This window comes from Mariniradius saccharolyticus AK6, assembly GCF_000330725.2.
In the GTDB taxonomy this organism is placed as follows: domain Bacteria; phylum Bacteroidota; class Bacteroidia; order Cytophagales; family Cyclobacteriaceae; genus Mariniradius; species Mariniradius saccharolyticus.
The window spans coordinates 25,938-41,289 of the sequence record NZ_AMZY02000023.1 but is presented as its reverse complement, the minus strand read 5'-3'; the positions used below and the strand labels follow the sequence as shown (position 1 = coordinate 41,289).

Annotated in this window: 14 protein-coding genes; 5 read left to right on the top strand and 9 right to left on the bottom strand. The window is 49.1% G+C overall.

Annotated features, from left to right (window positions below; all coding sequences use genetic code 11):
* Positions 1–40 precede the first annotated feature (40 nt).
* The 5 genes from C943_RS20035 to truA all read right to left on the bottom strand — a co-directional run bounded on the left by C943_RS20035 (position 41) and on the right by truA (position 4,792).
* On the bottom strand, positions 41–577 hold the full coding sequence (locus C943_RS20035; RefSeq protein ID WP_040481538.1) for a hypothetical protein: 537 nt from the start codon (positions 575–577) through the stop codon (positions 41–43).
* A gap of 88 nt (positions 578–665) precedes the next feature.
* Complete coding sequence (locus C943_RS20030) at positions 666–1,193, bottom strand: hypothetical protein (RefSeq protein WP_008631580.1); 528 nt, start codon at positions 1,191–1,193, stop codon at positions 666–668.
* Between the two features lies 1 nt (position 1,194).
* Positions 1,195–1,776: a hypothetical protein gene (locus tag C943_RS20025; protein WP_008631579.1), complete on the bottom strand. Its 582-nt coding sequence runs from the start codon at positions 1,774–1,776 to the stop codon at positions 1,195–1,197.
* A 475-nt stretch (positions 1,777–2,251) separates the two neighbouring features.
* Positions 2,252–4,027, bottom strand: coding sequence for an ABC transporter ATP-binding protein (locus C943_RS20020; protein WP_008631578.1), 1,776 nt, complete (start codon positions 4,025–4,027; stop codon positions 2,252–2,254).
* A 12-nt stretch (positions 4,028–4,039) separates the two neighbouring features.
* Positions 4,040–4,792 carry a tRNA pseudouridine(38-40) synthase TruA gene (gene truA, locus C943_RS20015; protein ID WP_008631573.1) on the bottom strand — a complete coding sequence of 251 codons (753 nt, stop codon included), beginning with the start codon at positions 4,790–4,792 and terminating at the stop codon, positions 4,040–4,042.
* A gap of 103 nt (positions 4,793–4,895) precedes the next feature.
* Here truA and C943_RS20010 point away from each other — a divergent pair, with 103 nt between their 5' ends.
* The 3 genes from C943_RS20010 (at position 4,896) to C943_RS20000 (ending at position 7,220) form a co-directional block, all read left to right on the top strand.
* Complete coding sequence (locus C943_RS20010) at positions 4,896–5,375, top strand: DUF4293 domain-containing protein (RefSeq protein WP_008631572.1); 480 nt, start codon at positions 4,896–4,898, stop codon at positions 5,373–5,375.
* Between the two features lie 32 nt (positions 5,376–5,407).
* Positions 5,408–5,848, top strand: coding sequence for a hypothetical protein (locus C943_RS20005; RefSeq protein WP_040481535.1), 441 nt, complete (start codon positions 5,408–5,410; stop codon positions 5,846–5,848).
* 268 nt (positions 5,849–6,116) lie between these two features.
* Positions 6,117–7,220 carry a trans-sulfuration enzyme family protein gene (locus C943_RS20000; RefSeq protein WP_008631570.1) on the top strand — a complete coding sequence of 368 codons (1,104 nt, stop codon included), beginning with the start codon at positions 6,117–6,119 and terminating at the stop codon, positions 7,218–7,220.
* A 160-nt stretch (positions 7,221–7,380) separates the two neighbouring features.
* Here the strand turns inward: C943_RS20000 and C943_RS19995 are convergent, their stop codons facing one another.
* From C943_RS19995 to C943_RS19980, 4 genes are all read right to left on the bottom strand, one after another.
* The gene (locus tag C943_RS19995; protein WP_008631569.1) at positions 7,381–8,919 is read right to left on the bottom strand and encodes a YifB family Mg chelatase-like AAA ATPase; all 1,539 of its coding nucleotides are present in this window, start codon (positions 8,917–8,919) and stop codon (positions 7,381–7,383) included.
* 79 nt (positions 8,920–8,998) lie between these two features.
* Positions 8,999–9,364: a hypothetical protein gene (locus C943_RS19990; protein WP_008631568.1), complete on the bottom strand. Its 366-nt coding sequence runs from the start codon at positions 9,362–9,364 to the stop codon at positions 8,999–9,001.
* A gap of 33 nt (positions 9,365–9,397) precedes the next feature.
* On the bottom strand, positions 9,398–11,230 hold the full coding sequence (locus C943_RS19985; protein WP_008631567.1) for an ABC transporter ATP-binding protein: 1,833 nt from the start codon (positions 11,228–11,230) through the stop codon (positions 9,398–9,400).
* A gap of 150 nt (positions 11,231–11,380) precedes the next feature.
* Positions 11,381–13,072: a hypothetical protein gene (locus C943_RS19980; protein WP_008631566.1), complete on the bottom strand. Its 1,692-nt coding sequence runs from the start codon at positions 13,070–13,072 to the stop codon at positions 11,381–11,383.
* Between the two features lie 601 nt (positions 13,073–13,673).
* On the opposite strand from C943_RS19980, the gene C943_RS19970 reads away from it, so the two are divergent.
* Positions 13,674–14,657 carry a hypothetical protein gene (locus tag C943_RS19970; RefSeq protein ID WP_051069645.1) on the top strand — a complete coding sequence of 328 codons (984 nt, stop codon included), beginning with the start codon at positions 13,674–13,676 and terminating at the stop codon, positions 14,655–14,657.
* Between the two features lie 405 nt (positions 14,658–15,062).
* On the top strand, positions 15,063–15,308 hold the full coding sequence (locus C943_RS19960) for a type B 50S ribosomal protein L31 (protein ID WP_008631562.1): 246 nt from the start codon (positions 15,063–15,065) through the stop codon (positions 15,306–15,308).
* The last annotated feature ends 44 nt before the right edge of the window (positions 15,309–15,352 follow it).

Sequence of the window (15,352 nt, the reverse complement as noted above, 5' to 3'; positions counted from 1 at the left end):
CGCTTGCTGGGCGGGTGTTTTGGGAATTCTTTGGCTTGTATCAATTTTTCGGATAAAGCGTCTTGATATCTTTTTCTGTTTTGCCGAGGTACTCCATCACTGCATTGTAGTCGCTGAGGTCTAGTCTCGCACCGGCAAATTCACCGGGTATGACGATGATCCTGAATTTTTGGTTTCTGGTCCAGGAATTGTCGACGTTGGCCAAGTTAAAATTTGAATTCAAAAATAGGCTGAAGTCCACCCTGCTGAAATCAAAATTGTAGATCATTGTCCCTTCTTCAAACAAAACTGTCTGGGGCAATGGTCTCCAAATGACATTACCTCCCTGCACTTCCCATTCGACATATGCCATGACTACGTCACTGTTGAAAATAGGTGGCGTGAAATTGAATACTTCCTGGTAGTTGTTTTGGGCTGTAAAATTCGCAGTGACTTCGAAAACTTCTCCGACGATGTTCACGCCGGGTTGGCCCTGAGGGCCTTGAGGGCCGGGCAATCCGGGAGGTCCCGCAGGTCCGACGCATGCTTGGAAAAAGGCTATTCCTCCGATCAAAAGGAGCAAGGAGATTCTTTTCATGGGATTGGGATTAAAATGAATTGATGATAAAGACGGCAAATATGATAAATTGTTTTGATGGAAAATATTAACCCAAAACAAATGCCAATTACTGCTGAATGGGACTTATGCCAATCACCCGCACCTCCTCCGGATTGACAATCTGATCGATAAAAAGCGTCGGTTCGGGCAGCTTGTTGGCCTTGGCAAAATCCCGGAGCGATGCCTTTACCGTCTCGGGATTGGGCATTACAAAACGGTGGCGGTGGATATGTGCCACGGCGGCTTGAGGGGCTGAAAGATTCAGGTTTTCAAACCCCGGCTGGGCTGCCGTCAACCATTTTTTCTCGATTCCTACAAATACCTCCATGGTATCCAGTTTCCCCGCAGGTTCCCGGAAGTAGATTGTGTGAAGCCTTGCCTCCGGATGCTGCTGTAGGACTTGTTCCATCTGCTCAAAAGACTGCCGAAGCTGCCTGTCCTGGGGAATACCTACGAAGCGCAGCCCCGATAGCTCGATTTGGGGATTTTCCACCACTTCGAGTTCGATTTCCCGGAAGCCGCCCATTCGGTAAAATGTAAAAGCCAAGGCCGCTACAAGGATCGGAAGACCGATCAAGATTACTTTCTTTTTCATACTAAAACAGATACCGCGCCCCAATCGCACCTTGCAGTCGGAAGTGTCCAAACCTTTCGACCAATTCCATGAACAAACCAACCTCTACAAACACACTCAGTGGAATCTCCTCTATGTAGTATTCTGAACCCACAAAACCCTCCGGCCCAAAATCCATATTCCTGCGTTGCTCTGCAAAAGTGACGTTGGGGTTGGTGCCTTGGGAATAAACATAGTCAACCATCACGGACCTCAGCTGTGCGCCAGCCCCGGCATAGGCCAGCAAGTAGCCCGATCCGATGCCGATCATATCGGTGATGTCCTCATGGTAGGCCATTCGGAAGTTCATCGACCAGCGGTTCGAAGTGCTGTGGCCGATGTAAAACGTGTTGGGGCCGGGACGGTTGTTTTCGAAGGTATTTCGATAATACGAGGCCGAGTTGGGACCCGCACTGCCAAACATCCCCTCAATCGAGATATGATCGTCCAGGAATGTCTTGTACGTTATGGAAAAAGGCTCGCCCATCCGAAGGCCAATACCCGGCTCCTGGGCCATAAGGCTCATCGGCATCAGGCAAATTGCCAATAGAAACAGTCTTTTCACGTCGGTTTGGTTTAGTTTTTATCGCCGCAAAAGTAAGAAGGAAGAGGCAGGAAGCAAGGCTTGAGAGGGGAGATGTGATGTGGGAGACACAAGACTTAAGACACAAGACTCAAGATGAAAGACGCAAGTGGGGGATACGAGAGATCAGAGATAAAAAACAAGAGGCGGCGAACACCAATTCACCAATAACTGCAAAAATCTCGAATGTCTAACGCCGAGTGATGAATATCGAAAGGAGCCATCCCGGCACCTCGAATCAACCAATAACTCAATAACCAATAACTTCAAAAATCTCGATTGCTGCGGCTTTGGACTATCGACTATGGACTGAAAAATCTCGAATGTCGAACGCCGAATAATGAATATCGCATGAAGCCATTCCGGCACCAACAATCCACAAATAACTTAATAACCAATAACTATCCGAATATCGAACGCTGCCCACTGCAAACTGCTTCTGCCAACTGAAGACTTCTCACCCAATCACCATCGACTTGAGCTGCATCTGATGGAGGCGGGAATAGTAACCATTGAGTTCGAGGAGGCTGTCATGGGTGCCGCTTTCCTTTATCTCCCCATGGTCCATGACGATGATGTTGTCGGCACTTTGAATGGTAGAAAGGCGGTGCGCAATCACAATCGAGGTACGCCCTTTCATCATCTTCTTGATCGCCTTTTGGATCATTTCCTCTGTTTCCGTATCCACCGAGGAAGTAGCTTCGTCAAGGATGATGATTTCGGGGTCGTATACAATCGCCCGCACAAAGGAAATCAATTGCCGCTGACCGACCGAAAGTGTGGCTCCGCGTTCCATCACGTTGTAGTCAAGCCCACCGGGGAGCTTTTCGATAAACTTCTTGGCGCCGACCAATTTGGCTGCCTTCATCACCTGATCGCGGCTGATGTCGGGATTGCCGAGGGTGATATTGTGGTAAATGGTATCTGAAAACAGGAACACATCCTGCAAGACTACACCTATATGCTTCCTGAGTGCGCCCAATTCAAATTCCCGGATATCCTTGCCATCGACCGTGATGGTGCCTTTGTTGATTTCATAAAACCTGTTGATCAGGTTGATGATCGAGGACTTACCCGCCCCCGTGGCACCGACCAAGGCGATGGTCTCGCCCGGTTTCACCTCGAAGCTGATGTTTTTGAGTACCCAATCCTCGTCGTTGTAGGCAAACCAAACCCCATTAAACTGGATGTGGCCTGTAATGCTATCGGGCTTCCATTTGCCCTCGTTGGGGATTTGGTCGTCACTTTCCAGTAATTTGAAAATACGGGAGGAACTCACGACACCCATTTGCAGGGTATTGTAGCGGTCGGCAATCATCCGGATCGGCCTGAAAAATAACTGAAGGTACATGATAAACGAAATCAAAACGCCCACCTGCATGTCCATATCAAAGACCCGCGTGGCACCATACCATACCACCAAACCTGTACCGATAGCTTGAATGATCTCGGCTACCGGGAAGTAAATCGAGTAATACATGACCGAGTTGATGTGGGCTTTGCGGTGTTCCCGGTTGATTTCCTGGAACTTTTCGTACTCCCGTTGCTCCCGGTTGAAAATCTGCACGATATTCATACCCGTGATATGTTCCTGGAGGAAAGAATTGAGGTTGGCGACTGCATTGCGCACGTCGTTGAAGGCGACTTTGATTTTTTCCTTGAAAATATAGGTCGAAATCAGCAGCAACGGCAAGGTGCACAAGCTCACCAAGGTCAGTCTCCAATCTACCCAAAACATCACCGCCAAGATCGTCGCCAACTGCAAGAGGTCGCCAATAATCGCCGCCAATCCTTCACTGAACACATTGGCCAGGGTTTCGATATCGGACACGTTTCTGGTGACCAAGCGTCCGATAGGCGTATTGTCAAAAAACTTCAGCCGCATCCGCAACAGATGGCGGTACAATTTGATCCGGATGTCCTTGATGATAACCTGCCCAATCCAGCCCGAAAGATACGTATGCGCAAACTGCACAACCGATTGGAGTACCAGCAGGAATACCAGCAGGTAAATTATTCGGACAAGCCCCGGGGTGTCGCCAACAGCCACATAATTGTCGATGGCCACTTGGATAAAATAGGGCCGCGTAGGGGCCAGCAATGCCAATGCAATCGTCAAAAACACCAAAAAGTAAAACCTCCCTTGGTAAGGCTTCACAAAGCGGTACAGTTTCTTCAGCACCTCGGTGTCTATGATATCACCGCTTTTGGTATTTTCTTTTTCCAGGCTCAATTCAAAAACAAATTACAGGTAAATATCCTCGGGGTATACGACATTGCAAAGATAAAGTCCATGGGCGGGCGCCGCGGATTTGGCTTGGCTTCGCTCCCGGCTTTCCAATATTTTTTGGAAATCCGTCCTATCGATCTTCCCATGACCTACTGCCAACAATGTGCCAACAATCGCCCTCACCATTCCACGCAGAAAACGGTTGGCGGTTATCTGAAAGAACAATTCCGGTCCGATTTGTTCCCAAGTTGCTACTTTTATTTTGCAATTGAAGTGGTTGACGTCGGTATGCACCTTGCTGAAGCACTGGAAATCCTCCCATTCCAAAAGCAACGTCGCAGCTTCGTTCATCTTTTGGATATCGGGGGCGTGGAATATCTGCCAGGCCAAGCCCTCCAAAAATGGGTTTTTCTGCAAGGTAATCTTGTATGTATAGCTCCGCCATTTGGCATCGAAACGCGCATGTGCATCTGCTTTGACTTCCCTCATCCGAAAGATCGAAATGTCTTTGGGCAGGATGCCGTTCAGGCTGCGGACAAGATGCGCCCCGTCCAATTCCCCTTCCCAATCCATATGGGCGACCTGAAAGGAAGCGTGCACGCCCGTGTCGGTACGTCCGCTGCCCATGATGCCCACGGGCTGTCCGAGGACGGTATGTATTGCTTTTTCTAATTCCGCCTGCACGGTATGCGCATTTCCCTGGATTTGCCATCCGTGGTAGTTGCCGCCCCTGTAGGCCAATTCGAGAAAATAGCGACGTTTTTCCATTCCAGTCTGCAAAGATAGAACTCGGCATCGAAAAACTCGGGCCTTGGACACTTTCCTTGCGATTGAGGAATTATCCCTGTTTCTTTGTCAAAATTTTCGAAAAATGATCCAACGTATCCAAACCGTGTTCTTGTTTCTGGTGGCTGCGGCCATGATATTGGTAGTAGTTTTTCCTATCTGGCATCAGGTCAATCCCGGACAGACAGAGATGATGACGCTCACGGCATGGCAGCTTGAGACTGTCGATACAGCCACTAATGACGTATTGATTTCCGCGTCAAGGCCAGTTGCGGGCATATTGGCGATATTGACCGCTGGCTTGGCGATTTTCTCCCTGCTGCAGTACCGCAACCGGACCAAGCAGATGTTTTTGAACATGATCAATTCCCTGCTGATGGTGGTCAATATAGGCGTCATCATCTATATCAGCCATACTGCTAATGCAGAGTTCAACCCAAACGTCAGCGGTGCCTTTGTCACGGGCTTTTGGGCGATCTTCGGCGGCATGATCTGCAACCTCTTGGCCAACCGTTTTATCCGCAAGGACGAGTTGCTCGTACGGTCGGTGGATAGGATTCGATAAAATTATTGATTGCAGCTTTTCCATGGTCTTTTATGAATACAAGAATTAAGAGTGAGGACTGGGTAGCATTGGTCTTGTGGATCATAATTCCAGTGGTTGTTTTCCACTTGGTAATTGGAAATTTTTGGAAAACAATGGATATAACTTTAAGTACGAAAGCGACAATTTTTGAAAGCCTCTTTAACATGATTGTTTTGCCAATTTATCTAGTGATCATTGGCAATAGATATATAAAAGACACCTCATTTAGGGACCAAATCATAATTGGATTTTTAATGGTGATTGGAATTGGGCTTTCGATTTTTTTACATTTTAGGAATTGGGCGGATAACGGTGGAAGTTGGCAGAACCCGGACAGAGGTACGTTAGCAGTAATCCAGTTGGAGTTATTTATTGGAGTTGCTGTGGTCTTAATCGGTGTAGTGATCCGCTGGTTGGTTGGCAAATTCGGAAAAAGGTACTCTTTCGACTGATAATGGATTTGGCATTCAAAGCGGTAACATCCCGATTAAGGTGTAAGTGGTAGGATAGCCTTTTGTAATTCCTCTAGGTGCTTTCCTAACTGAAATTGGGCCCTAGCCTTTTAGATGATTATGTGACTCTAGGCTCTGAATTTCCCAAATTTAAAAATCGATTGGCAAGTGGATTAGCTCTTCTTAGGTACACAAGTATTGGTGTCTTCGTGGCAAAATTCCCGCTTTTTGTTTTTGTAAGTGTTAAGTTTGGGAAAATGAAGTTACGATGCGCCTAGAAACCCTCTCCATCCACGCCGGCAATATCATTACAGATACCAACAGACCTGCCGTGCAGCCTATCACCACCGCGACGACCTTTGAGCATGGAAACGGAGCGCACATGTACACCCGCGCCTCCAATCCCAATCGTACGGCATTGGAAACTCTATTGGCAAAACTCGAACATGCGGAAGACGCTGCTGCCTTTTCATCGGGGAATGCTGCCGCCTTGGCGGTGTTTCAGGCTTTGGAACCGGGTTCGCATATCATTGCGCCTGATGATATGTACCATGGTATCCGGAAGCAGCTCGAGGAAATGCTGCGTGGCATCTTGGAAGTGGATTTTGTAGACATGTCGGATTTACAGGCTGTGGGCGATGCATTCAAATCCAACACAAGGTTGGTTTGGGTGGAAACCCCTTCCAATCCCCTTTTGAAAATCTCTGACATCCGGGCAGTTGCGAAGCTGGCAAAAGAAAAAGGCGCTTGGCTTGCTTGCGACAATACATTTGCTTCACCGGTTTTCCAAAATCCAATTTTGCTTGGCGCAGACATTGTCATGCATAGCAGTACCAAGTACCTTGGCGGGCACAGTGATATCCTCGGTGGTGCGTTGATGACCCGATCAAAAAATGCCTTTTGGGAAAGGATTCGCTTCGTCCAACACGTAGGAGGAGCAGTCCCTTCGCCTTTTGACACTTATTTATTGGTCAGGAGCATCAAGACGTTGGCTTACCGGATGAAAGGCCACGCGGAGAATGCGGGCATCATTTCAGAGTTTCTCTCCCAACATGCCAGCGTTGAACGCGTATTTTATCCAGGTTTGAAAAGTCATCCCAATCACGCCATCGCGGCTTCGCAGATGAGCGGATTTGGGGGAATGCTGTCATTTCTGGTCAAAGGTGATGCAGCAGACGCGGATGCGGTAATTTCCAAATTGCACTATTTCACGAATGCAACGAGCCTTGGCGGGGTCGAGAGTTTGGTCGAGCGGAGGGCTGCAGTAGAGGGGCCGAATACCAAAACACCGCAGAATTTGATCCGTGTATCTGTCGGCTTGGAGCATTTGGATGATTTGCTGGAAGATTTGGCCGAGGCTTTACAGAAATAAAGGCTGTCAGAAACAGCCTTTTTTTTGGGGTATAGGGTAAGTTTAAAAAGGGTGACCGAGGCAACTATTTCGGATTGCATGAAAATTACTCAGGATTTTCTGGATTATATAATTTTTTCTAGATTATTTCCTTGTTTATTGATTTTTTTCAAAATCCTAATCATCCAGCCCATCCTTCACGATCCAAACTTCTGTATTGTATCGCTTCCGCCAAATGTTCTACTTTGATCTGTTCACTTTGCCCGAGGTCGGCGATTGTTCTAGATACTTTTAGTATTCGATCATAGGCCCGTGCGGAAAGTCCCAATCGCTCCATGGCGGTTTTCAGCAGCGCCTTTCCAGCCTCGTTGATTTGGCAAACTTCCTTTACGAGGTGTGAAGGCATCATCGCATTGCAATGGACTTCTGGGTTGTCTGCAAATCTCCGCATCTGCACCTCCCGCCCCGCGATTACCCTTTCTCGGATAGACTTGCTCGACTCTGTTTTGCGTGTCGAGGTCATTTCCTCAAACTTCACAGGAGTCACTTCGACATGCAAGTCTATCCTGTCCAACAACGGACCGCTGATTTTGTTCAAATACCGTTGCACCACGCCCGGGCCGCAGACACATTCTTTTTCGGGATGGTTGTAGTAGCCGCAGGGACAGGGGTTCATGCTCGCGATGAGCATAAAATTAGCCGGATAGTCCACGGAGACTTTTGCCCGGGAGATCGTGACCTTTCGTTCCTCGAGGGGCTGCCGCATCACCTCGAGCACGGTACGCTTGAACTCAGGCAACTCATCCAAAAAGAGCACACCGTTGTGCGAAAGTGAGATCTCTCCCGGCTGTGGATTGCCGCCTCCTCCGACCAAGGCTACATCCGAAATGGTATGGTGCGGGGACCGAAAGGGCCGCTGCGCAATCAGCGCGGCGTGTTTTCCCAATTTTCCGGCGACGGAATGGATCTTGGTCGTTTCCAATGCTTCCTGTAGGCTGAGTGGCGGCAGGATAGAGGGAAGTCTTTTGGCCAGCATGGTCTTGCCCGCGCCGGGAGGACCTATCATGATGACATTGTGCCCACCCGCTGCCGCGATTTCCATCGCCCGCTTGATGTTTTCCTGTCCTTGCACATCGGCAAAGTCAAACTCAGCATGCTCCAAGGAATTGTAAAAGATATCCCGGGTGTCGGTGACAAGGGGAGTGATCTCGAGTTGGCCTTCCAAAAATTGAATCGCCTCATCCAGGGTATTGACCCCAATGACGTCGAGCTTGTTGACGATGGACGCTTCGGAGGCATTCTCCAACGGAAGTATGAATCCTTTGAATCCCTTTTTCCGGGCTTCAATGGCGATGGGAAGCGCGCCTTTGATCGGCCTGAGAAAACCGTCCAAGGACAACTCGCCCATAATGATGTATTGCTCGAGTTCGGGGAAGCCGACTTGTTCTGAGGCTTTGAGGATTCCCAAAGCGATCGGAAGGTCATAGGCAGAACCTTCCTTGCGGATATCGGCGGGGGCGAGGTTGACGACGACCTTTTGTCTCGGCATGCGGTAGCCAAAGTGCTTGAGAGCGGATTCCACCCGCTGCTGACTTTCCTTCACCGCACTATCCGGCAGGCCAACCATGAAAAAACTGGTGCCTTGGCCCACATTCACTTCAATCGTGATGAGCTTGGCATCGACTCCGGAGACGGCACTTCCAAAGGCTTTTGAAACCATTTTGCAGGGTTTTTTGAGGATAAAAAAAGGGAACCTAATTGATTCCCTAATTTAGCCAATTTTGTATAAGATGCTTTAGTTATGTGAAATTTTGTCTCGGACGGATTCCCTTTGCCTCTTTTTCTTCTGTAAGCTTGTCCAACTTCTGCTCGATGTTGCGCAGCTTGACCCCTTGCTCAAAGTCGTAAAGTTTGGCCTTCAACTCATTTTTCTCTGTTTCTTTCTTGGAAATCTCACTCTCGAGGTTGTTTCGGACGATTTTATCGGTGCCCCAGGAAATAAGAAACAGGAACAGGCCGATCCATAGAAAATTGGTGACAAGGTAAGTGTTCAATTCTTCGACCCTGAAAATCCCCTTTAGGGAATCAAAAGCGAGGAAAAACACGAGTGAAACACCAAAAAATAATGCGACCAATAGATGCGAGATACGATTGATTTGTTTCATAGGTAGGGCGTTTTAGAAATGGTGCCAATATAGTTAAACTGCCTGGATGCTGGAAAGTTTCTTGTACAAGCCCTCTTCTGCGATGAGTTGGCTGTGTGTGCCGCGCTGCACGATTTCACCCTTCTTGATCACGAGGATTTCGTCGGCGTGCTGAATCGTGCTCAGGCGGTGGGCTATGACCAAAGTCGTCCTATTGGTCATCAGCTTGGTCAAGGCGTCCTGTACCAGGCGCTCGGATTCGGAATCCAGGGCGGATGTAGCTTCATCCAAGATCAGAATCGGCGGGTTTTTCAGCACGGCACGCGCGATGCTAAGGCGTTGCCTTTGTCCGCCGGAGAGCTTGGAACCCCGCTCGCCAATATTGGAATGGTAGCCGTTTTCAAGTTGGACGATAAACTCGTGGGCATTGGCGATTTTGGCTGCCTCCATGACTTTTTCTTCGGATATGCCTTCCAGCCCAAAGGCGATGTTATTGAAAACCGTATCGTTGAAGAGGATGGATTCCTGGGTCACGATGCCCATGAGCCCTCTGAGTTGCGCCAGATCCAAATCCCGCAGGTCTGTGCCGTCCAGCAATACCCGGCCTTCACTGGGATCGTAAAAACGAGGCACCAAGTCCGCGATGGTGGACTTGCCGCCACCCGATGGCCCGACGAGCGCGATGGTTTTTCCTTTTTCCAGGGTGAAGTTGACCTCCGAAAGAACGGTTTCCTTTTCGTACTTGAAGGAGACGTTTTGGAAGGTGATTGATTGAGAAAATGCCGATACTGGTTTCGCGTTGGGGCGATTTTGGATATCGCTAGGGGTATCCACCACTGCGAAAATCCGCTCCGCCGATGCTAGACCGCGCTGGATGCTACTCGCGGCCCGGGAGATTTCCTTGGCTGGATTGAGGACTTGGGTAAAGATGATGATGTAAGTGATGAAATCCGAGGCGCTCAGGTCGGAGGCATTTCCCAGGACCAGGCTACCCCCGTAAAGCAGGATACCTGCTACCACAAATACCCCCAAAAACTGTGAAATCGGTGAAGCCAGCTCGTTTTTGCGGGCCATGGAAATGTTTACATTGGAGTAGTTGTCCGTCTCCTCGTCAAACTTCCCGGTTACATATGATTGCGCGCCAAATGCCTTGATTACCCGCATACCGCCGATGGTCTCATCGAGGATATTGACGATACGGCCAAGGGATTCCTGGCTTTCGATGGCTGTTTTGCGGAGCCTGCGGGTAATCCCACCGATAATCGCGCCCGAGATCGGGATGATGAGGATGGTAAAGAGTGTAAGCTTGACCGACATGAAAAACAGGACCGCAAAGTACAGGATGATCGTGGCGGGTTCCTTGAAAACCACCCGAAGCGACTGCACGATGCTGTTTTCCACCTCTTGGATATCGTTGGTCATCTTGGACATCAGGTCTCCCTTCCGCTCATTGGAGAAAAATCCGATGTGCATTTGGGTGGTTTTTTGGAAAATATCCAGACGCATCTTTTTGATGACTTCTGCACGGACCTTGGCCAATACGACACCCGAGAGGTAAGTAAAGAGGTTGGAAAGAAAGACCGATATGACGATGATGATGCAGACATAGACCAAGGTGCCAAACTTCCCATAGATCTCGGCAATTTGCAAAAAGTAATGGTTGAACATGTGCATGAAATACGCCAGGGAAAAGGAGAACGCAGGCTTGGTCAGGTATTTGTCCATCTCGCCGGGTCCGACCTGCTCGAAGATCACGTCAAAAAGCGGCTTGAGCAGCGTAAAATTCAGCAAGCCAAAGACGATGGCCAAGATCGTGTAAAGGACATAGACCGGAAAATACCGGCGGTAGGGCCTGGCATACGACAATATCCGGAGGTAGGTATTCATGGACAGCAAGATGTTCGGGCTGCAAGTTAGGGATTTTTTGGGGAAGAGGGTCAGGTGCTCGATGCCCTAGCATGAATGGATGCAGTAAGGCTATACTGCTGGTTTTCCAATAACCCAATAACTCAGTAACCTATATCCGATCTCCCTTCCCTAAAAATTAAAATCCCTCCTAATCGCATTAACCCTGAGGGAAAACTGCGTAAAGCCGGTGCTTTGGGGCGTGCTGATGCCTTCGGTCGTCCGGCTGCGGTAGGTATGGCTGAAGTCGAGGAAGATATTCTGCTTGATCATGTAGCTCAGGTTCAGGTTGGCCTGTATCCCGTCGTTTTGGATACCCTGGCCGATGACATTGTTGTAGAGGCCAATGCCTGTCCCGGGATTGGTGCGGTTTTTCAGGACATCCTTGCCGAAGTTCACCTCGGGAGAGGGGTCGTCCCCATAGAACTGGTACAGCCCGGTAAAGGTCGCGTACAGACGGGGAAGGAACTCCGGCTGGTACCGTATCAGGGCGATTGCCTCGCGGAAATTGGCCCCGAGGGGATGGGTCAGCGGCGTACGGTAATTGGAGTAGGACTGGTAGGGGAATTTTTCCTGGTAGGTATAGGGTCGGGATTGGTTGTACTCGAGTTGGAGGTCGAGGTTGGAGACTTTAAAGAGCTCGATGAACTTGAGCCCTGCCTGGATGCTGTGCTTGTTGCGGATGGAGTTTTTGCCACTGATGCCAAAGAACTCATCAAAGACAAACTCATCCAAGGCAAACTGCCCGTAGAACTGCATGCCGGGCACAAGGTTCCACTTGACGTCGGTGCCGATCATGACCTTGTCCGGGGTGCCGAGTTGGTGCTCCACCCAGCGGTAGAAGATGATGGGGTTGAGGTAGTTCCAGTCAAACTCGTTTTTCATCACGGACTGAAAGAGGCCCAGGTTGAAGTTTTTGGCGATGTTGGTGCCAAGGCGGTAGAGCGAAAACCACTTTTGTGGGTAGCGAGCGTCCGTGGGGCGACCTTGACCGTCGAAGATGATATCCGCGGTCTGCTGCGCCCATAGGTTGGTGAGTTGGAAGCGCCAGATTTTGGTGTTGAGCTTGAAAAACATGTAGGGATTGGAAAAATCCGACAAGATCATCGAGCGGTAGCCTTCACCGACAAAGTTACGGTCGTGGCCAAGTTGGGCCTGGATATGACGGGTAAAGTTGAAGCTGATATGCCCCCTGGCGGAGAAGTAGCCGTAGCCTTCCTCCTCGTAGCGTTTCCAGAATCCTTCGCCCGGGACGGCTCCGCTATGCTCTATGTAGTCCTTGACCCAAGAGGGGAAGATCGCCTGCGAAGTCGTGAAGTAGGAATAGAATGCCACCTTGCGGTCGATGCTGCCACGAATTTCCGCGCCCCGGGAGTTTTGGACCCGCATCTTGTCTTGATCGGGTTCGAAGCCGGCGGAGAGGTATAGGACTGGGTTGATACGTATATCCAGGACCGAATCGCGGTAGTAGGCAAAGTCTGCGGGGTTTTTGTAGAGGGCCTTGAATAGCGGTTTGCGGGATTTGGGCATTTCGCCCGACATAAACTCCCAGTTGTCCTGCGTCAGGTAGCGAAGGTTGAAAACGTCCGCTTCACTGAGGTCGGTATCACCTTTAAGCAGCGTGTCCAAAAACGCCCCTACTTCATCCCTTCGGTAGGGTTTGAAGCCGGTGTGGAAGTGAGGGTTGTTTTTGCCGCTGAGGATTTCGTAGCGTTCGAGCAGGTGGTAGTAGTCCCTGTTATAGGGAATATAGGCGCCTTGGGCAAGGGATTCCGAGAGCGCGCAAAGGGAAAAAATGGCAAAGAGAAGGAAGCTTTTTCGCATGGACAAGGATGATCGAAGCGTAAATCTAAAAAAACTGGACGAAACCACAGCCTTGAGGCTCGCAAAGCAAACAGAGGTGCAAAGGGCACAGGTTTATTTCTCGCAGAGACGCAAAGACGCCAAGGAATAATGCCGTGAGTTTTGACAAATGCGCATTTGCGTTCCTCGCGCCTTCGCAGTCTTGGCATACTTGAAATGGGGCACACAAAAAGACGCAGAGACGCAAAGAAAAAAAGAGAACAGTAGGGCACTTGCCTTCGCTGTCTTTGCGAGAAATCCGATAGCCACCAATTCACGAATGGGATTCCCTGCCCACTGCTACTTATATAGCGTTCTCTGCACCTTCGCTGTCTTTGCGAGAAATCCAATAGCCACGAATGAGCGAATGGGATTCCCTGCCTACCGCGACTGCCCACTGCTACTTATTTAGCGTTCTCTGCACCTTCGCTGTCTTTGCGAGAAATCCAATAGCCACGAATGCGCGAATTGATTACCTGCGTACCCTTAAGTAGGAATAGGGAAAATATTTTCCTTCTACATCGTTTTTCAGGAAACCCCTTTGTACTTTAGTCCGTCTTGGCAATAATTGAAATTTACAGAGATGGGATTTTTGAAATATTTGGAAAGAACGCCGTCAATGGCCTGGGTGTGTTTGGCCATCTTCGCTTCAACGGCTTTTTTCCTTCCAAACAGTTCGTTGCTCGCACAGGATAGAAATGCCGAGTATTTCTCCGAAAACAAATACGCCGACTACCCCATCATCACTTTTCGGGAAAATCTCTTCAACCAACCCGTATATTACGTCAATGGAGTGAAGGCAAATGCCGGTGAAGTGCGGGCCTATTTGGAAATCCAGCCCGGGGACGCACAGGATTTTGCTGCTGACAATTCGAAAAGAGTGGGCGGGGCGGCGCTGCGGTACGTAGGATTGGCAGTCACGACCGGTTCATTGGTATACTTATTTACAAACCAGCTACAACCCAACAACTTCAGTACCTTTTTTTGGGTGAGTTTTGGAGGAGGGATTGTAGGGAGTATAGGGGCTTCCATGGAGGCAAATGCCAAACGCCGTATCGCTGGAACAATCGACAAATACAATTATATCATCTCCCGTGACCAATTGCAGGGGCATTACCTGACGATGGACGTACGCGACAATCTACTCGGTGAAAAAATCGACATCTACGATGGCCCCAACCTGTTGAACAAGGCGCAAATCAGGAGCTTGATGGAAAACAGGCCCGACATGTATGCGGATTACCTCAAGGCACTACGCAAACAAAATTTGAGCTTTGCTTTGGATATCGGTTCCCTGGCTTTGGATTTGGTTTTTGTTGCCTATTTCATTTCGCCACAACTCCAATCTTCCACCCCCAATGATATCCTGATACCCCTGGTTTTCACGAATCTTGGTTTGGGAATAATCTCCGGCCAAGTACGCCGCAGCGCAAGGAACCTCACGCGTTCTGCTTTGTACCGCTACAATTTTGGCGATGCGGTGACGCCTTCAGTCCCCATGCAGCAGTCCCCGGTCGCGGTTGCCAATTTTGTTTCCTTCGGTATTCCGTTGGATCGGAGAAAATGAGTCTTCAGAATGCAGTCACAGTTTGCAGTATTCCATTCCATTTTCGTATTCGTGAATTCGTGGCTACTTTTTCTGGTGCAATCCTCCAAATTCACAAATGAACCTCTGCCTACTGAGACTGCCCACTGCTACTTTTTTGGCGTTCTCTGCACCTTCCCTGACTTTGCGAGATAAAATGGCCGCGACTGCACGAATAGCATTCCCTGCCCACTGCGACTTTTTTAGCGTTCTCTTCCCCTTTGCAGTCTTTGCGAGAAACCAGTTTTCCCGCTTCTTTTACCTCTCGACTTTCGTTGCGGGCTAAGTATTCTCAAATTAATCCAAAATAAGATTTGGATGGTTTTTGCGAAAAGGATAACTTTGTGCCTCATTTGAAAAATCGGATCGAAAATAAATAGCAATACCATGAAAAAAGACATTCATCCAAACTACCGCGACGTGGTTTTCTACGATACTTCAAGCGAGTTCAAGTTCTTGACCAAGTCAACTGTAGAGACAACCGAGACCATCGTTTGGGAAGACGGCAAAACCTATCCGGTTTACAAAGTGGAAGTTTCTTCCAACTCACACCCATTCTACACTGGCAAGAAGATGTTGTTGGATACAGCAGGTCGCGTGGAGAAATTCAACAAGCGCTACGCCAAGAAATAATCCCGTCTCGAAAGAAACAGGCAAAAAGTCTCCCGGAACTGGTT